The organism is Marichromatium bheemlicum, assembly GCF_012276755.1.
Taxonomy (GTDB): domain Bacteria; phylum Pseudomonadota; class Gammaproteobacteria; order Chromatiales; family Chromatiaceae; genus Marichromatium; species Marichromatium bheemlicum.
The window spans coordinates 1-17,001 of the sequence record NZ_JAAXKX010000008.1 but is presented as its reverse complement, the minus strand read 5'-3'; the positions used below and the strand labels follow the sequence as shown (position 1 = coordinate 17,001).

General features: G+C 64.9%; 18 protein-coding genes, 1 pseudogene and 2 CRISPR repeat arrays. Of the genes and pseudogenes, 14 read left to right on the top strand and 5 right to left on the bottom strand.

Features of this window, described 5'->3' with window-relative positions; all coding sequences use genetic code 11:
• The 11 genes from pufM to HF203_RS07365 all read left to right on the top strand — a co-directional run bounded on the left by pufM (position 1) and on the right by HF203_RS07365 (position 9,207).
• Positions 1-975: a photosynthetic reaction center subunit M gene (gene pufM, locus HF203_RS07415; RefSeq protein ID WP_168668202.1), complete on the top strand. Its 975-nt coding sequence runs from the start codon at positions 1-3 to the stop codon at positions 973-975.
• The gene (gene pufC / locus HF203_RS07410; RefSeq protein ID WP_246221692.1) at positions 972-2,039 is read left to right on the top strand and encodes a photosynthetic reaction center cytochrome PufC; all 1,068 of its coding nucleotides are present in this window, start codon (positions 972-974) and stop codon (positions 2,037-2,039) included. Before pufM ends, pufC begins: the two co-directional genes overlap by 4 nt.
• 170 nt (positions 2,040-2,209) lie before the next feature.
• The gene (gene pufB / locus HF203_RS07405; RefSeq protein ID WP_168668200.1) at positions 2,210-2,356 is read left to right on the top strand and encodes a light-harvesting antenna LH1, beta subunit; all 147 of its coding nucleotides are present in this window, start codon (positions 2,210-2,212) and stop codon (positions 2,354-2,356) included.
• A gap of 82 nt (positions 2,357-2,438) precedes the next feature.
• Positions 2,439-2,576 (top strand): light-harvesting antenna LH1, alpha subunit, encoded by a 138-nt coding sequence (gene pufA / locus HF203_RS07400; RefSeq protein WP_082805927.1) that lies wholly within the window; start codon positions 2,439-2,441, stop codon positions 2,574-2,576.
• A 133-nt stretch (positions 2,577-2,709) separates the two neighbouring features.
• Positions 2,710-2,853, top strand: a complete 144-nt coding sequence (gene pufB / locus HF203_RS07395; RefSeq protein ID WP_062272586.1) for a light-harvesting antenna LH1, beta subunit — start codon at positions 2,710-2,712, stop codon at positions 2,851-2,853.
• 93 nt (positions 2,854-2,946) lie between these two features.
• Positions 2,947-3,129, top strand: coding sequence for a light-harvesting antenna LH1, alpha subunit (gene pufA / locus HF203_RS07390; protein ID WP_168668198.1), 183 nt, complete (start codon positions 2,947-2,949; stop codon positions 3,127-3,129).
• An 86-nt stretch (positions 3,130-3,215) separates the two neighbouring features.
• Entirely contained in the window at positions 3,216-3,644 is a 429-nt protein-coding gene (locus HF203_RS07385) for a secondary thiamine-phosphate synthase enzyme YjbQ (protein ID WP_168668196.1), read from the top strand.
• A gap of 4 nt (positions 3,645-3,648) precedes the next feature.
• Entirely contained in the window at positions 3,649-4,950 is a 1,302-nt protein-coding gene (locus HF203_RS07380) for a RuBisCO large subunit C-terminal-like domain-containing protein (RefSeq protein WP_168668194.1), read from the top strand.
• 94 nt (positions 4,951-5,044) lie between these two features.
• Positions 5,045-5,623 (top strand): isopentenyl-diphosphate Delta-isomerase, encoded by a 579-nt coding sequence (idi, locus tag HF203_RS07375; protein WP_168668192.1) that lies wholly within the window; start codon positions 5,045-5,047, stop codon positions 5,621-5,623.
• A gap of 91 nt (positions 5,624-5,714) precedes the next feature.
• A CRISPR array of direct repeats spans positions 5,715-6,417; the repeat unit is 32 nt; unit sequence GTTTCAATCCACGCGCCCATAAAGGGCGCGAC.
• A gap of 336 nt (positions 6,418-6,753) precedes the next feature.
• Positions 6,754-7,123: direct repeats of the CRISPR family, unit length 32 nt; unit sequence GTTTCAATCCACGCGCCCATAAAGGGCGCGAC.
• A gap of 310 nt (positions 7,124-7,433) precedes the next feature.
• On the top strand, positions 7,434-8,399 hold the full coding sequence (gene lipA, locus HF203_RS07370; protein WP_168668190.1) for a lipoyl synthase: 966 nt from the start codon (positions 7,434-7,436) through the stop codon (positions 8,397-8,399).
• 16 nt (positions 8,400-8,415) lie between these two features.
• The gene (locus HF203_RS07365) at positions 8,416-9,207 is read left to right on the top strand and encodes a YdcF family protein (RefSeq protein ID WP_168668189.1); all 792 of its coding nucleotides are present in this window, start codon (positions 8,416-8,418) and stop codon (positions 9,205-9,207) included.
• A gap of 3 nt (positions 9,208-9,210) precedes the next feature.
• Here HF203_RS07365 and HF203_RS07360 read toward each other — a convergent pair whose 3' ends face one another.
• The gene (locus HF203_RS07360) at positions 9,211-10,245 is read right to left on the bottom strand and encodes a M14 family metallopeptidase (RefSeq protein WP_168668187.1); all 1,035 of its coding nucleotides are present in this window, start codon (positions 10,243-10,245) and stop codon (positions 9,211-9,213) included.
• Between the two features lie 42 nt (positions 10,246-10,287).
• Positions 10,288-11,709, bottom strand: coding sequence for a glutamate-cysteine ligase family protein (locus HF203_RS07355; RefSeq protein WP_168668185.1), 1,422 nt, complete (start codon positions 11,707-11,709; stop codon positions 10,288-10,290).
• Between the two features lie 160 nt (positions 11,710-11,869).
• Here HF203_RS07355 and HF203_RS07350 point away from each other — a divergent pair, with 160 nt between their 5' ends.
• Entirely contained in the window at positions 11,870-12,607 is a 738-nt protein-coding gene (locus tag HF203_RS07350; protein WP_168668183.1) for a PP2C family protein-serine/threonine phosphatase, read from the top strand.
• On the opposite strand, the gene tadA is transcribed toward HF203_RS07350, so the two are convergent.
• Positions 12,597-13,100 (bottom strand): tRNA adenosine(34) deaminase TadA, encoded by a 504-nt coding sequence (gene tadA / locus HF203_RS07345; protein ID WP_168668181.1) that lies wholly within the window; start codon positions 13,098-13,100, stop codon positions 12,597-12,599. The two genes, HF203_RS07350 and tadA, sit on opposite strands and share 11 nt — an antisense overlap.
• A gap of 100 nt (positions 13,101-13,200) precedes the next feature.
• Here tadA and HF203_RS07340 point away from each other — a divergent pair, with 100 nt between their 5' ends.
• Positions 13,201-13,863: a potassium channel family protein gene (locus HF203_RS07340; RefSeq protein ID WP_168668180.1), complete on the top strand. Its 663-nt coding sequence runs from the start codon at positions 13,201-13,203 to the stop codon at positions 13,861-13,863.
• An 11-nt stretch (positions 13,864-13,874) separates the two neighbouring features.
• Here the strand turns inward: HF203_RS07340 and HF203_RS07335 are convergent, their stop codons facing one another.
• A complete protein-coding gene (locus HF203_RS07335; RefSeq protein ID WP_168668179.1) occupies positions 13,875-14,807 on the bottom strand; it encodes an AraC family transcriptional regulator in 933 nt (310 codons plus the stop codon).
• A gap of 209 nt (positions 14,808-15,016) precedes the next feature.
• Between HF203_RS07335 and HF203_RS07330 the strand changes: the two genes are divergently transcribed.
• Complete coding sequence (locus tag HF203_RS07330) at positions 15,017-16,171, top strand: iron-containing alcohol dehydrogenase (RefSeq protein WP_168668178.1); 1,155 nt, start codon at positions 15,017-15,019, stop codon at positions 16,169-16,171.
• Between the two features lie 547 nt (positions 16,172-16,718).
• On the opposite strand, the pseudogene HF203_RS07325 reads toward HF203_RS07330, so the two are convergent.
• Positions 16,719-17,001: pseudogene (locus HF203_RS07325) on the bottom strand (transposase); the annotation flags it as partial.

The window sequence follows — 17,001 nt, the reverse complement described above, 5'->3', positions numbered from 1 at the left end:
ATGCCTGAATATCAGAACATTTTTACGAGCGTGCAAGTGCGCTGCCCGGCCTATCCGGGTGTGCCGCTGCCGAAAGGCAAGCTGCCACGTCTCGGAAAGCCTATTTTCTCCTACTGGCTCGGGAAGATCGGTGACGCTCAGTTCGGTCCCATCTATCTCGGCTTCACCGGTACCCTCTCGCTGATCTTCGGTTTCATCGCGATCCTGATCATCGGCCTCAACATGATGGCGACGGTCGATTGGAATCCGATCGAGTTCGTCAGGAACTTCTTCTGGCTCGCGCTCGAGCCGCCGGCACCGCAGTACGGACTCAGCATCCCGCCGCTGACCGAGGGTGGTTGGTGGCTGATGGCCGGCTTCTTCCTGACCGCCTCGATCCTGCTGTGGTGGGTGCGCACCTACAAGCGCGCGGCCGACCTCGGCATGAGCCAGTATCTTTCCTGGGCGTTCGCAGCGGCCATCTTCTTCTATCTGAGCCTGGGCTTCATCCGCCCGGTGATGATGGGGAGCTGGGCCGAGGCCGTGCCGTTCGGCATCTTCCCCCACCTCGACTGGACGGCCGCCTTCTCGATTCGCTACGGGAACCTGTACTACAACCCGTTCCACATGCTCTCGATCGCCTTCCTCTATGGTTCGGCGCTGCTCTTCGCCATGCATGGTGCAACCATCCTGGCCGTGAGCCGCTTCGGTGGCGACCGTGAGATCGATCAGGTGGTGGATCGTGGTACTGCTGCAGAGCGTGCGGCCCTGTTCTGGCGCTGGACCATGGGCTTCAACGCGACCATGGAGTCGATCCACCGCTGGGCCTGGTGGTGCGCGGTCCTGACCGTGATCACTGCTGGCATCGGCATCCTGCTGACCGGCACCGTCGTCGACAACTGGTACCTCTGGGCGGTCAAGCACGGCGTTGCGCCGAGCTATCCGATCGAAACCACCGTGCAAGACCCATTGATGCTGCAGGGGGTGTCGCAATGAATATTGGCAAGCATGCATCCATCCCAGCGGTAGCACTCGTCGCTTCGGTGGTGCTCCTCGGGTGTGAGCGTCCGCCACCAGAGGTTGAGCAGGGCGGCTATCGCGGCCTGGCGATGGAGCACGTCAAGAATCCCCGCCTGCTCGAGGCCAGCTTCAAGGAGAACATGCCTCCGGAGACGATCCCGGCGGCAGCGCCCGGTGGTCCGATGGCGACCGACCTCTATGAGAACGTCCAGGTCCTCGACGATCTCACCATGGCCGAGTTCACCCGTACCATGGTCGCCGTGACCATGTGGGTCTCGCCGGAAGAGGGCTGTAACTACTGCCACGTTCCCGGTGATTTCGCCTCCGACGACATCTACACCAAGGTGGTGTCGCGGCGGATGTTCGAGATGACCCGTCAGGCCAACGGTGCGTGGAAGGATCACGTGGCCGATACCGGCGTGACCTGCTACACCTGCCACCGTGGCAACCCGGTGCCGGAGTATGTCTGGACCACCGATCCGGGTCCGGATCATCCGTCCGGTGTGGTGCCGACCGGGCAGAACGCTGCTGGTATGGCGACTGCGGCCTACTCGTCGCTGCCGTTCGACCCGATGACGCCCTTCCTCGACAACGACAACGAGATCCGCGTCATTGGTAACACCGCGCTGCCCTCGGGTAACACCAACTCGATCAAGCAGGCCGAGTGGACCTATGGTCTGATGATGCACATCTCGGAAGCGCTGGGCGTGAACTGCACCTACTGTCACAACAGCCGGTCGTTCTTCGCTTGGGATCAGAGTACGCCGAAACGGACCACCGCCTGGTACGCCATCCGCCATGTGCGTGAGATGAACCAGGACTATCTGTGGCCGCTCAACGAAGTGCTGCCCGAGTCGCGTAAGGGGCCCTATGGCGACCCCTACCGCATCAACTGCAAGACCTGCCACCAGGGCGCCTACAAGCCGCTCTATGGTGCGAAGATGCTGAAGGACTATCCGGGCCTCATGGGTCGTCAGACCGAGGCTGTGGAAGCCGAGCAGGAAGCTGCTCCGGCCGAGGCGGATACTCAGCAGCTGTAACGGGCGAACTCGGACTTCGCTCGTGATCTGGGCAGGGACGCCCTAGACGGCGCCGGAGGCATTCGCCCCGGCGGCGCCCAAGCCGAGGGGACGTGCTGCGGCACACCCCCCGGGGACGCAACACCGGCGAAGTCGATCGCCTAAGGTGACGATCGAGAGGAAGGCATTCAATGGCTCAAGAAAACCACTCGATGTCTGGACTGACCGAAGACGAAGCCAGGGAATTTCACGGCATCTTCGTGTCCAGTTTCGTCGCGTTCACGGGGATCGTTGTCGTTGCACACATCCTCGTGTGGTTGTGGCGTCCCTGGCTGTAACGGCCAAGGGTCTTTTGGTCGATGACCGCTCGGGTGGCCGTCAGCTCGGTAACACCCATCCTGTATGACACTGGAGAGAACCATGCATAAGATTTGGCAGATCTTTGATCCGCGCAGAACCCTGGTTGCCCTGTTCGGGTTCCTGTTCGTGCTGGCACTGCTGATCCACTTCATCCTGCTCAGCAGCCCGGCCTTCAACTGGCTCGGCGGTGCTGCTTAAGTCCGACTCCCGGGCAACGGCTGCGTCCCCGGGTCTGGTTCCGGCCACCCCTGGACGCACCGAGTTATTCCCCGCCGCGGGGTAGATCGCGGTAACGGCCTATCGGCCTAACATGAAAAGTGAGGGTAATTCCATGGCTGATGAGAAAAGCATGACCGGGCTGACCGAGGAAGAGGCGAAGGAGTTCCACGGCATCTTCGTGCAGAGCATGACCACCTTCTTCGGTATCGTGGTTGTGGCTCACATCCTCGCGTGGCTGTGGCGTCCCTGGCTGTAATCAGCCAGACCTCCGCCGCACAGCGGATTTAACGGGAGGCTGGCAGCCCTCGTGTGCTGCCGCGTCCCGTGCCATGTATGTAGGAGACAACCAATGCACAAGATTTGGCAGACCTTTGATCCGCGCATGACCTTGGTCGCCGTGGGTGGGTCTCTGTTCGTGCTCGCCCTGCTGATCCATCTCGTCCTGCTCAGTTCCCCGGGCTATGGCTGGCTGGAAGGTTCGGAGGCTGCTCCGGCTGCTGTCGAAGGGATGTCGGCGATGCCGAAGCTCTAAGCGAAAGCGGCTGGTTGCGGGCGCGGGCAGGGGTGGCGCGATAGCGTCTCCCCGCCCGTGGCCGCTGAGATCGAAGTCATCTTGTTATGCATTTCCATCACGAACGCCTGCCGTTGAAGACGGCCACCCCCATCGAGATCATCGATATCACCGCCGATATCCGGCAGGTGTTCGAGACGCATTTGGTGCGCGAGGGGCAGGTCACCATCCACTCCCCGCACACCACCGCGTTCGTTGCCCTCAACGAGCGCGAGACCATGCTCCAGCAAGACATGCTGGCTTTCCTCTCGCGTCTCGCCCCGAAGGGCGCGGGCTATGGCCATGATCGAGCGCCGGTCGATGGTCGTGAGAACGCCCATGCTCACCTCATCGGGCTGTTCATGAACGCCTCCGAGACCATCCCCGTGCACCACGGCGAGCTGTTGCTCGGGCGCTGGCAGTCGATCTTCTTCGTCGAACTCGACGGACCGCGCGAATCGCGCACCCTCAACATCCAGATCTCCGGAGTCCGCTGACCCCATGACCCCTGCCGATTGCGAGGGCTTCTTCGCCACGCCCGACGAGCTGGCGGCCGACGACTACATCCTGCTCGACTACTATCTCGAATGCAGCGGCGATCCGCGCGAGGCGGTCGCGCACTTCTGCGCCGAGCAGTCCACCGCGCAATGGCACCGCGTCGGCAGCGACGAGGACCTGCGCCCGCGCTTCGGTGCGCGCGCGGTCGAACTCGAGGTGCTGGAGCGAGACCGCCCGGGCTTCAGCTATGGCGTCGAGCCCGAGGTCACCGCTGGCGTCTCCGCCTGCCGGGTGCGCATCGCCCACCCCCATCGCAACTTCGGTCCGCGCATCCCCAACCTGTTGAGCGCGGTGTGCGGCGAGGGCACCTTCTTCTCGCCCGGCGCGCCGGTAGTCAAGCTGCTCGACATTCACTTCCCGGCGGCCTACCTGGCCCAGTTCCCCGGTCCCAAGTTCGGCGTCCAGGGGCTGCGCGAGCAACTCCAGGCCCATGACCGACCGATCTTCTTCGGCGTCATCAAGCCCAATATCGGTCTGCCGCCCGAGGCCTTCAGTGAACTCGGCTACCAGGGCTGGCTCGGTGGGCTCGACATCGCCAAGGATGACGAAATGCTCGCCGACACCGACTGGTGTCCGCTCGAGCGTCGCGCCGAGTTGCTCGGTGCCGCGCGGCGTCGCGCCGAGGTCGAGACCGGCACCCCCAAGATCTATCTCGCCAACGTCACCGACGAGGTCGAGAACCTGATCGAGCTGCACGACCGCGCCGTCGCCCGTGGCGCCAACGCGCTGCTGGTTAACGCCATGCCGGTGGGCCTGAGCGCGGTGCGCATGCTCCGTGAGCACACCCAGGTGCCACTGGTTGCCCACTTCCCCTTCATCGCGCCCTTCAGCCGCATGGAGCGCTTCGGTATTCACTCGCGGGTGTTCACCAAGCTGCAGCGCCTGGCCGGGTTCGACGTCGTCATCATGCCCGGCTTCGGTGCACGCATGTTCACCTCCGACGACGAGGTGCGCGCCAACGCCGCCGCCTGTCTCGACCCCATGGGCGACTTGCTGCCCAGCCTGCCGGTCCCGGGTGGCAGCGACAACGCCCTCACCCTCGCCGGTGTCCACGACAAGCTCGGCACCGTCGACTTCGGTTTCGTGCCGGGGCGGGGGGTGTTTGGTCATCCGCACGGCCCGCGTGGTGGTGCGGCGAGCATCCGTCAGGCCTGGGAGGCGATCGCCCGGGGCGTTCCCCTGCTAGACTATGCCGCCGAGCATGTCGAGCTGCGCGCGGCCATCGACGCCTTCGGGACGCGCTGAGTCGTCGGCGCCCCGATCCGATCCCTGAACCCGAACGACGTCTCCCGCACCCGTCGCGCGCCTGGTGGGGCGGAGGCGCGCTAGAGGTGAGACCTTGACCGCCCAAATCCTTCCGCCCCTGAACGCCACCGAACTCGAGCAGGTCGCGCGGCGCGATGCCAGCGAGCAACTCATCGTCGTCGACCGTGAGGATCGTGAAATCGCCCCGGCTGGCAAGCTCGAGGTGCATGTCGATGGCCGACTCCATCGTGCCTTCTCGATCCTAGTCTTCAACACCCGTGGCGAGCTGCTGCTGCAGCGTCGCGCCGATGCCAAGTACCACTTCGCCAACCGCTGGACGAACACCTGCTGCGGTCATCCGCGTCCGGGTGAGACCACCGTCGCCGGTGCTGGACGACGGCTCAAGGAAGAATTCGGTTTCCGTGTCCCGCTCACCGAACGCAATGAGCTGATCTACTACGCCGAGGACCAGGCGTCGGGTCTGACCGAGCACGAATATCTGCATATCTATCACGGCCACTTCACCGAGGACCCGCAGCCCGATCCCGCCGAGGTCGGTGCCTGGCGGTGGATGTCGGTGGCGGCGATCCGTCGGGCGCTGCGCATGCACCCGGAGTGGTTTACCCCCTGGTTTGCGATCCTCGTCGACCGTCTGTTGTCGCAGGAGGATTGAGCCAGCGGAGGATTGATCGGTTGGGATGATCGTGATGTGTCCGCAAAGGGAGCGACACTCCTGATGCGCCGCGGTAGCGGCGCAGGCTTACGTTCCAATCCGCGCGCCCATCAAGGGCGCGACGGCCACAGACCCTTAGCTAAATTTAGTTAAGCCGTTTCAATCCACGCGCCCATAAAGGGCGCGACCGAGGAGGACCGCCAATGGCGTTGCCTAGAACGCTGTTTCAATCCACGCGCCCATAAAGGGCGCGACCCTCTATGCGGCTTATCTGCGTGCGCGCAAGGGGCGTTTCAATCCACGCGCCCATAAAGGGCGCGACGGGCGCGATTCATCCCCAAGCGTGGCCCCCGAGAGTTTCAATCCACGCGCCCATAAAGGGCGCGACCCCAACGACGTACGATCCGCCAGTAATCCCGCACTTGTTTCAATCCACGCGCCCATAAAGGGCGCGACGCGCACGGAGCGTTGGTTTCGAGGCGAGCTCGAAGTTTCAATCCACGCGCCCATAAAGGGCGCGACTTTGAGCTGACCGAAGAGCAAAAGCAAATGCTCTCTGTTTCAATCCACGCGCCCATAAAGGGCGCGACCGTTGAATTTGGCCCAGGCATCAAGCAGTTGGTAGCGTTTCAATCCACGCGCCCATAAAGGGCGCGACCCTATAGATCTGCTCGAGATCCCCGCCAGCCTCCCGGTTTCAATCCACGCGCCCATAAAGGGCGCGACCGTGTTGATGCCCGGCTGGTTGCGCTCCTGAAAGGTGTTTCAATCCACGCGCCCATAAAGGGCGCGACGCCCCTGCAGCCCGCCGTCATGCACAGGGCTATCGCATCAAGGATCTCTAATATTATAAGATGCCAATATCTTTTGATATCAGTCTATTGTCGCCATCGTGCATCGAAACTCCGTCCTTATTCCCACGAAAGATCTCGGACTGTGCAAGACAAGATCCGCAACTGGAGCGAGGCTTCGTCTTGATCATGGCGCCAAGAAGCGAGCCCTCGGCGAAACCTCGTCTTAAGCAACGAGTGCAGAACCCCCTATCGCTTTGAATTATATCTAATATTAGCGTAATCGAATATTAGGGGTGCTTGATGCGATAGCCCTGCCGTCATGCAAGAGCACTGGAGCGTTTCAATCCACGCGCCCATAAAGGGCGCGACCATTGGCATTGGCATTGGCATTGGCAATGACCGGGGTTTCAATCCACGCGCCCATAAAGGGCGCGACAATGCCGCCTAAACGCCCCCGTCGACTCCTGGATTGTTTCAATCCACGCGCCCATAAAGGGCGCGACATCCTGCCGGGGAGGATCACCCGCACCAGCAGCGGTTTCAATCCACGCGCCCATAAAGGGCGCGACGTAAAGCTTCGGGGTGACCGGCCCCCACTGCCAAGCGTTTCAATCCACGCGCCCATAAAGGGCGCGACGTTGGCAAGGGGCTGCCGGGTGGCGGTCTCACGGTACGTTTCAATCCACGCGCCCATAAAGGGCGCGACGGACCCATCATAACGCCTTGATCGGTAAAGGTCCTGACGTCGGTTTGCGCGAACCCATGGGATTTCCCTGGTAACGCATTTCTCAGGGGGCGCTGCGCTGATGGATTGTGCTTCGTGTTCAAGTGGTTATGTGATGCGCGAACCTCCCGGAGATTGGGCGGTCACTTGAGGTTCGCGCACGGCGGATCGAGATCAGGGGTGGACGGGGCAGGGTGTTCTGGCTTGTCTCCGCGTCTCGCCTCCCCGATGATGATGCGGATATCGTCAACCGCAACAACCTCGCGTGATCACGAGGTCGGGAATTCAACGTATGTCTGATCAGGATTCGCTGCGCGCGCCCTCGCGCGCGACCCCGGAGACCCACCAGCGCGGCCGCGACAAGCTCGCCCGCATCCCGGTCAAGGTCGCGACCGATGCCCCGGTGTTGCGCAAGCCCGCTTGGATCCGCGCGCGCGCACCGCTCGGCCCGGAGGTGCGGCGTATCAAGGCGCTGATGCGCGAACACAAGCTCGCTACCGTGTGCGAGGAGGCGATGTGTCCGAACCTCGGTGAATGCTTCAACCATGGCACCGCCACTTTCATGATCCTCGGCGACGTCTGTACCCGCCGTTGTCCCTTCTGCGACGTCGCCCACGGTCGTCCCGAGCCGCCGGACCCCGCCGAGCCCGAGCACCTCGCCAGCTCGATTGCGGCGATGGGGCTGCGCTACGTGGTCATCACCTCGGTCGATCGCGATGATCTGCGCGATGGCGGCGCGGCTCACTTCGCCGCCTGCGTGCGCGCGGTGCGTGCCCAGGAGGCTGGGATCCGCGTCGAGGTGCTGGTGCCGGACTTCCGCGGTCGCGAGTCGGTTGCGCTCGAGTGCTTCGTCGACGACGCCGTCCCCGATGTCTTCAACCACAACCTCGAGACCGTACCCCGGCTCTATCGCGAGGCCCGTCCCGGCGCCGATTATGTCGGTTCGCTGCGTTTGCTCGAGGCGTTCAAGGCGCGTCATCCCGATGTACTCACCAAGTCGGGGTTGATGCTCGGGCTCGGTGAGACCCGCGATGAGGTGTTGGAGGTGATGCGCGCGCTGCGCGATCACGGCTGCGACATGCTCACCCTCGGGCAGTACCTACAGCCCTCGCGCGAGCACCTGCCGGTGCGTCGTTACTGGACCCCGGAGGAGTTCGATAGCCTGCGCGAGGCGGGCGAGGCGATGGGGTTTTGCAATGTCGCCAGCGGTGCCATGGTGCGCTCGTCCTATCACGCCGATCTGCAGGCACCGCTGTGAGGCGTGACGGTCGCGCATGAACGACCTCTATGTGGTGTTCAAAAGCCTGCTGATGCCGCCCGGTATCCTGGTGTCGGGGTTGCTGCTGGCCGTGTTGCTGGTGCCCGGCGGGGTGGGACGGGCGGTGCTGCTGGCTGCGACCCTAGCGTTTACGGCGATGACCCTACCTGCGATCGGGGCCTGGATGATGGCGCCGTTGGAGCAGCATGCGCCACTCGCCACTGCAGCGCACCCGATCCCGGCCGATGCCGAGGCGATCCTGGTGCTCAGCGCCGGGCGGGCGAGCGCGGCTCCAGAGTACGGGGGGGAGAGCGTCGACAATGCCACTCTGCGTCGTCTGCGCTACGGTGCGCGTCTGCAGCGCGCCACCGGGCTGCCGCTCTATGTCAGCGGCGGCAGCCCGCCCCCGGAGACCCCGCCGGTGGCGCAACTGATGGCCGAGGTGCTGCGTGATGAGTACGGTATCAGGGTCGCCGGGGTCGAGGCGCAGAGCCTCAATACCTGGGAGAACGCGACTTATTCGGCCGCGATGCTAGCTCGTGCCGGTCATACTCGCATCCTGCTGGTCTCCGATGCCTGGCATCTGCGCCGTGCCCTGGCGGTGTTCAAGGAGGTCGGTCTGACGCCGATCGCCGCGTCCACCGGCTTCCTCCACGATCCCGACCCCAAGGATTGGAGCTATCGCGACTGGCTGCCCTCGGCGCATGGTTTCGTGGTCAGCTATTACGCCCTCCACGAGCACATCGGCTGGTTGTGGTATCGGCTGCGCCGTCTGGTCGTCGGTGCGCCGCGTCCGGTCTCGAATTGAGGCTCAGCCGTGTTGTTCACGCGGCGGCTGGCGGCGGACCATCAGATAACAAAGACAGTCCTGGCGGATCACCACCTCGTTGCGGGTGAGCATCGAGGGCATGGCCGGCCGGCGTAGCCGCAGCTCGTCGTCGCTGATCTCGAAGAAGGTGCTGCTGAGGTCGCGTCCGGCGCTGTCGCGCACCTCGATGCAGAGTCCTTGACCGGGTCGAACTTGGCCAAAGGCCATGCCCTCGGGAAGCTCGCAGAAGTTGAGGTATTCGAGTGCCGGGTCGAGCACCAGATCGGCTTGCTCGGGGGGGAAACCGAAGTGCACCGTGGCGGGGATACGTGCCTGGGCGACGGTCTCGAACAGGTCGTACTCGCGCGCCGTCGGCGCCCTTGTCGGCAGCTCGGCGAGCTGCAGTAAGGCCTCGACGAAGCGGCGTGCGTGCGCGATCCCGCCCGGTTCACCGACCTTGCCGCACTCGAGGGTCACCGCTGGGCAGATGCCGGTGAAGGCCTGTGACTGCACCCCGGTGGGGCTGGTGAAGTAGACCAGGGTGCGGGCGAACAGGTGTGCCAGCTGCAGCGTTCGCGCGTCGAGGACGTTGAGACAGGCGTAGTGCGGGTTGCAGCCGGTGTTGTTGTGCAGGTCGACGCTGGCAAAGGGCGCGCGCTCGCGCATCAGCTCGACGACCTTGGCCATCATCAATTGCTCGGGGCTGTGATCTGGCGTGGTCCCGGGCCAGACCCGATTGTAATCGGGCTGTCCGGGCAGGCGTCTTACCCCATGGGTGGCGGCGGCGACATTGCCGATGAACAGGCTCAGTGCGCGCGGCAGGCGCAGCTCGCCATCTCGGGCGAGACGTGCGGCGAGCAGGGCACGCAGCGCCTCCCAACCGACGGTCTCGTTGCCATGGAGCAGCACCGAGACGAACAGTGGTGCCGGGCGCTGCCCCGGCAGGTGGATCAGGGTCGGGCCGCCGAGCAGGGCCTCGAGTCCCGCAGCCGGGGTCTCGAGTAGGTCGTCGGGCAGGTGATCGAGCTGTTGCAACATGGCGATGGTCTCTGCGTCCTCGGAGTGGGCGCGCGGCCCGTGTCAGTCGATGGTCCATCGGTGCACCGGTTGCCCGGCGCGCTGGCGAGTCAGATAGGCGGCGGTCAGGCCACTCATGTCGTGGCCGTGGCGTGCCACCCAGGCACGTTGCCAGGCCGCCCCGGTGCGCCGTTGGGCGAGGCGCTGGGCGATGATCCCGAGCCAGTGATCGCGTTCGCTCGCGCATATCCCCAGCGCTGCCAGGCCGTGATGAGCGCGTGGCAGCAGGTCGTCGCGGAGAATGGTGGCGACGCGGTGTTCGCGTCCGTCGAGCCAGCGGATGCGTGCGGCCAGACCGGCACGAGCACACTCGTAGAAGCCGGCCATGGCGTGAGGAAAGGGTAGTCGTGTCTCGGCGGGCCGTGGGTCCTGGCTGAGCGCCTGTACTGCGCCGAGATAGAGTGCGGTGTTGGCGATGGAATCGGCAACCGTGGGGCCGGCCGGGACCACCCGGTGTTCGATGCGCAGGTGGGGCCGACCAGCGTCGTCGAAGCCGATCAGTGGCCGGTTCCAGCGCCAGATGGTGCCGTTGTGCAGCCGCAGATGGGCGAGCGCCTCAGGGGGGGCGTCGCTGCACTGCGGCAGCAGGATTGGGTAGCGTGTGAGGTTGGCCTCGAAGGTCTCGATGAGCGAGTGCGCGGCATAGCGCTGGCCAAAATTGACTCGCTCCTGGAGGATGGCGCCGCCGACCGAGACGGCCTGTTCGAACAGCGCGATCCGCGTCTCTTCCCACAGCGCATGACCGAACAGGAACGGTGAGTTGGCGCTGATCGCGACCATCGGGCCGCTGAGGATCTTGGAGGCGTTGTAGACCCGCGTCGCGTGCTCGGGATCGACCTGCAGATGGATCTGGAAGGAGGTGCCGGCGGCCTCGAGCATGACGTCGCGCCAGTGCAGCTCCAGTGGTTCGGCGCCGTCGATGATCAGCGACAGCGCTCGTCCCTGGCGCAGCGCGAAGATCCGGGCGTTGAGCGCGCGATAGCGGGCCAGCGGCGACATCGCGCCGACATCGAGCTGTTCGGCGGTGAGGGTCGGCAGGGTGCCGATGGTGGCGACGGCCAGGCCGAGTCTGGCGCCGCTGGCCTGAGCGCGTTCGAGTGGTCCGGCCAGTGCCTCGGCCAGTCGCGAGAGCGGGGTGGTCTCGAGCGCGACGGGTTCGCCGTTGATCTCGATGTTGAACACTGACAGCTCGGGGACGACCTGCGGGTCGGCCAGGGCGGCGAGCAGCGCTGGGGCGCGTGGCGCCGGGCGCATTGCTTCGTCGACCAGCCACCCCTCGAGTTCGAAACCGAGCATCGCGCCGCTGCGCTCGAGCCGCCCCTCGGCGAACCAGGTTGCAAGCAGTGCGGTCTCCTCGCGCAAGCGTGCCGCGAAGGTGGCGAAATCAGCCTCACTGAAGCGCTCGCTGGCGATCTCCTGGCCCATTTGCGTCCCCCGCCGGTGACCGTTGCAGATCCACGTTGACGCCGCCGCGTTCGCTATACAGTCTATGCGCCCAGACAATCGTCGACCAACCAGCGTGTTGGCGACCAATCAAGATGGAGTATCAACCGCCACGGTAGGCGGACGAGAGGTGGATTGAATCATGGCACCCTGGTCGAAGGGTTTGTGCTGGAACTCGGCTGGCGTCACCGATGTCGGGCGGGTACGGCGAGACAATCAGGACGCCTATCTGGACCGGCCGGATCTGGGCCTGTGGGCGGTGGCCGATGGGATGGGTGGGCATCGCGATGGCGCCGAGGCGAGTCGGCTGATCGTCAGCCGTCTGGGGCGGCTGGAACGTGCGTACGAATTGGAGACGGGGCTGACGGCGGTGGAGCTGGCGCTGCATGCGGTCAATCGTGAGCTGGTGGCGAGCGCCGAGGGGGTGCTCGAGGCGCTCTGTGGCAGCACGGTCGCGGCGCTGCTCGCCGTCGGTGATCGCGCTGCCTTGTGCTGGGCCGGTGACAGTCGGATCTATCGGCTGCGCGCGGGCGTGCTCGAACAGCTCAGCTGTGACCATACCCAGGTTCAGGCGCTGGTCGAGATGGGACTGCTCTCGCCCGAGGAGGCCGAGCTGCACCCACTCTCGAGCGTGCTGGTGCGCGCCGTCGGCGCCGATGCCCATCTCGAGTTCGAGCGGCGAGTCGAGCCGTTGCGTGCCGGGGATCGCTATCTGCTGTGTAGTGACGGGTTGAATCGCGATCTCGTCGGTGAGGAGATCGCTCGCATCCTCACCCAGATCCATGCCGCCGAGGACGCCGCTCAGGCGCTGGTGTATACCGCTTGCGAGGCCGGCGGTAACGACAACGTCACCGCCGTAGTGGTCGACTTCAGCGCTTGAGCGCCTCGCGCGCCGCGCGCGAGGCCTGGCGTCGGGCGCGAAAGAAGTCGCGCAGCAGGTCGCCACAGGGCTCGGCGAGCACTCCACCCCGGCACTCGGTACGGTGGTTGAAGCGGGCATCGGAGGGCAACAGGTCGAAGACGCTGCCACAGGCCCCGGCCTTGGGGTCGGTGGCACCGTAGACCACCGCGCCGACACGGGCGTGGACGATGGCCCCGGCGCACATCACGCAGGGCTCCAGGGTGACATAGAGCGTGGTCTCGGGCAGGCGATAGTTGGTAAGCCTGGTGCCGGCGTCGCGCAGCGCTTGGATCTCGGCGTGGGCGCTGGGATCGTGAGCGGCGATCGGGCGGTTCCAGCCCTCGCCGACGCACTGCCCGGCACGCACCAGGACCGCACCGACCGGGACTTCACCGGCGTCCGCCGCGCGTTCGGCCAGCCGTAGCGCATGACGCATCCAGTGGTGATCAGGGGTGTCGGTGGTGGGGTCCACGCAGTCTCTCCTCTCGCGTCCGGTATGGCGTCGCGGAAAAGGGGCTGATGCTAGTCGCCGCGCGGGCCGGGGGCAAGGCGCCGAGCCATGGAGGACAGGGATGGGACGACGACTCACCGAGCACGACAACTTCGGCTATCTCACCGTCGCCCTGGTGGTGCTGCTGTTCGGTACCGCGTTGGCCGATGAGTTCGGGCTGCGGCTCGGACAACTGCTGGTGCAACTGGCGATCGTCGCCGCGTTGGCCATCGGCGTCTGGGGGATGAATCGGCGCGCGCACTGGTTTCGCACCCGGTTGGGACTGATCCTCGCCAGTCTGCTGGTGATCCTGCTCGGACGTTGGCTGGAGACCGTGGTGCTGTGGTTGCTGCTGTTGCTCGGCTATCTGTGTCTGACCAGCTGGCTGGCGATGGAGCAGGTGTTGCGTGGCGGTTCGGTCGACTGGAACAAGATCGTCGGTGCCGTCTGCGTCTATCTGCTGATGGGGTTGATCTGGGCAACGCTCTATATGCTGATCGCGCTGCTCGAGCCGAGCGCCTTTGCTGGGCTGCGCCCCGGTCCCTGGTATCAGGGCTTTCCCGAGCTGGTCTATTTCAGCTTCATTACCCTCACCACCGTCGGTTATGGCGATATCGTGCCGGTGTCCTCGCTGGCGCGCTTCTGTGCCTTCATCGAGGCGGTGGTGGGGCAGTTCTATCTCGCCATCCTGGTGGCCAGCCTGGTCGGTATCCGACTCGCCGAGTGGCGCGGCAATGGGGACTGAGTGCGCTCTGCTCAGGGGGTGGGCTCACCCGGGATCGGTCCCGTAGTCGTGGCCGAGTGCGCCCGCATCTGCGCCGGTGAGAGACGGAAGTGACGCTTGAACTCGCGGCTAAACTGCGAGGCGCTCTGGTAACCGACCCGGGTGGCAGCGACGCTTGCGCGCAGACCCTGACCGGCAATCAACGCCCGAGCGCGATCGAGCCGGATGCGCTTGAGATAACGCAACGGGGTCTCGCCGGTGACCTGCTTGAAGGCGCGATGGAAGGTCGAGGCCCCCATGTGCGCCTCGGCGGCCAGCGCCTCGATGCTCAGCGCGCTGGCATAGTCGCGATGGATGCGCGCCAGGGCGCGGGCGATGCGTGCGTCGGCATCCTGGTGCTGAGTGAGTGCGCACAGCGCCGGACCATGGGGGCCGAGTAGGGCACGATAGTGTAGCTCGCGTACCAGCGCTCGCCCCAGCACGCGCGAGTCCTGCGCCGAGCCGAGCACATGCAACAACCGGGCGGTGGTGGCGATCATCTCCGTATCGAGCGCCACCGGCGCGAGCCCGCGTGGCAGTCCCGCTGCTGCGGTGCGGACTCGGGCGAGTCCGCCGCAGACTTGCGCGACGAGTTCGTGGAGCAACGTCCAGTCGATAGCGACGAACAGACCCAGGAGCGGGGTGGCGGGGCTGGCGTGGGTCTCGCACTCGAGCGGCAGTGGCACGGTGACGATCAGGTAATGATTGGGGTCATAGCTAAAACGGGTACGACCGAGATAGCCGGTCTTGTGACCGCCGGCGATGATCACGATCCCGGGTTCGTAGATCAACGGGGTCCGTGCAACCGGTGTGTCCGTCCAGAACAACCGTACCCCGGCGATGTCGGTATCGAAGGTCCCGTTGCGCCTGCTTGCCGGATGGGCGGCGCGCAGCTGCGCGAGTTGTTGGTGGAGTCCTGGGGGCATTGCTCGGCGTTTTGCGTCTGGCGCTGTTTTTTGGAGGCTTGAGCAGGATCTTATCGTCTATTCACCATAATATGTGGTGATTTAGCTCGATACGGCAGGATCAGGCAAGCGATTGACAGGATCCTCGGTTCAGCGAGGAGCGCCGGCGGGGTAGGCTGGAAAGGTCACGGGCGACACCCGCCCCTTGTCCCGAATCAACAGGAGTCGCGATGGACAACTTCGTCTACGAGAACCCAACCCGTATCCACTTCGGCAGCGGCCAGATCGCCGCGCTCGCCGAGGCCGTACCCGCCGGCGCGCGGGTGCTGATGCTCTACGGCGGTGGCTCGATCAAGTCCAACGGCGTCTACGACCAGGTGGCCGCTGCGCTCGCCGGTTTCGACTGGGAACCCTTCGGCGGTATCGAACCCAATCCACGCTATGACACACTGATGCGCGCAGTCGAGCGGGTGCGCACCGGTGGTTTCGACTATCTGCTCGCCGTCGGCGGGGGCTCGGTGATCGACGGCACCAAGTTCGTTGCCGCCGCCGCGCGCTATCCGGGCGAGGATCCCTGGGAGATCCTCGCCGATCATGCGCCGGTGCCGGAGGCGTTGCCGCTGGGCTGCGTACTGACCCTGCCGGCGACCGGCTCGGAGACCAACATCAACGCGGTGGTGACCCGCGGGACCAGTAAGCTCGCTTTCTACAGCCCGTTGGTGCGGCCGCGTTTCGCCATCCTCGACCCCTCGACGACACTCAGTCTGGCGCCACGTCAGATCGCCAACGGGGTGGTCGACGCCTTCGTCCACGTCATCGAGCAGTACCTCACCTACCCCGCCGATGCCCGGGTGCAGGACCGTTTCGCTGAAGGGCTGCTGTTGACCCTGATCGAGACCGGCCCCAAGGCGCTCGACGACCCCAATGATCTGGCCGTGCGCGCCGATATCATGTGGGCCGCTTCGCTTGCCCTCAATGGTCTGATCAGCTGTGGTGTACCGCAGGACTGGGCCACTCACCGCATTGGTCACGAGTTGACCGCGCACTTTGGTATCGATCACGGGCGCAGCCTGACCATCGTACTGCCGGCGCTGATGCAGGTCCGCCGCGAGGCCAAGCGCGACAAGTTGCTGCAGTACGCCGAACGGGTGTTCGGGATCGACCAGGGCGACCCGGAGGCGCGTATCGATCAGGCGATCGCTCGCACCCGGGCATTCTTCCAGCGCATGGGCGTCGAGACCTCGCTTGCCGACGCCGGGCTCGACGCTACGGTGATCGACACCTTGGTCGCCGGCCTGGAGGACAACCACCTGCTGCCGCTCGGCGAGCGTGGTGACATCAATACTGCCGAGGTGCGGGCGATCCTCGAGGGTGCGCTGCACTGAGCGTTGGCGGTGTACTCGTCCGGCAAGGATGCCGGCGCAATCTCCATGCCGATGGCCGAGAACAACACCCAGGTAGGCCGTTGCGCTTTGCAGATAACGGCGCTCGCACCGTGCGCGAACGCGGTCATCCACTCCGGCGCACCGATTGCCGCATCGAGTTCCTTGTGAGCAAAAAGCCTGGGTGTTCGGCCTGGATGTTCGATGCAGGGCCATCGCATCAACGTATCAGCAAATGCTATTGGATAAAGACCGCATCGGTCAGCGACACTCAGGCCTCCTGATTCCTGCAGCCTCCACCGTGAGGTCCTCGATGTCTGGCTTTTCAACACCCTCGAGGAGGTCGCCAACAGACCGACGACTGGCTCGACGAACCGACCGTACGAGTCGCTCGGCGATTTTTCACCGATCGAGTTTCTCAACCGTCGCGGACATGCCGCAGTGTCTATTTGTGAATAGAGGGGGTTGACACCCCGTCGAGTGATGCCAATGCCTTGAGCGGAAGAAGATCCTCCGCAGCATTTCCGTGAAACGCTGGTGTGATCTTCCTTCAGACGGTTGAGAACAACAGCCGAGCGCGCCGTAATCCGCGTAGATAACGACACTCCCGGCGTGCGGCGAGCGCGGTCAGTTGCTCTGGTGCGCCGATCGCCGCACCGAACCCCTTGAGCAGGAAACCCGCGTGCTCGACGAAGCGCTCCGGCGCGATGCCGAGTCGGGACAGGATGTCGGGCAGCTCCGCCGGGATCGCCCCGCGCTTGCGTGGATGCAGGGCGCGGCCGAGCGAGTCGACGAGGGTCAGATAGCCGTCGAAGGTGAAGGGGATCGTTACC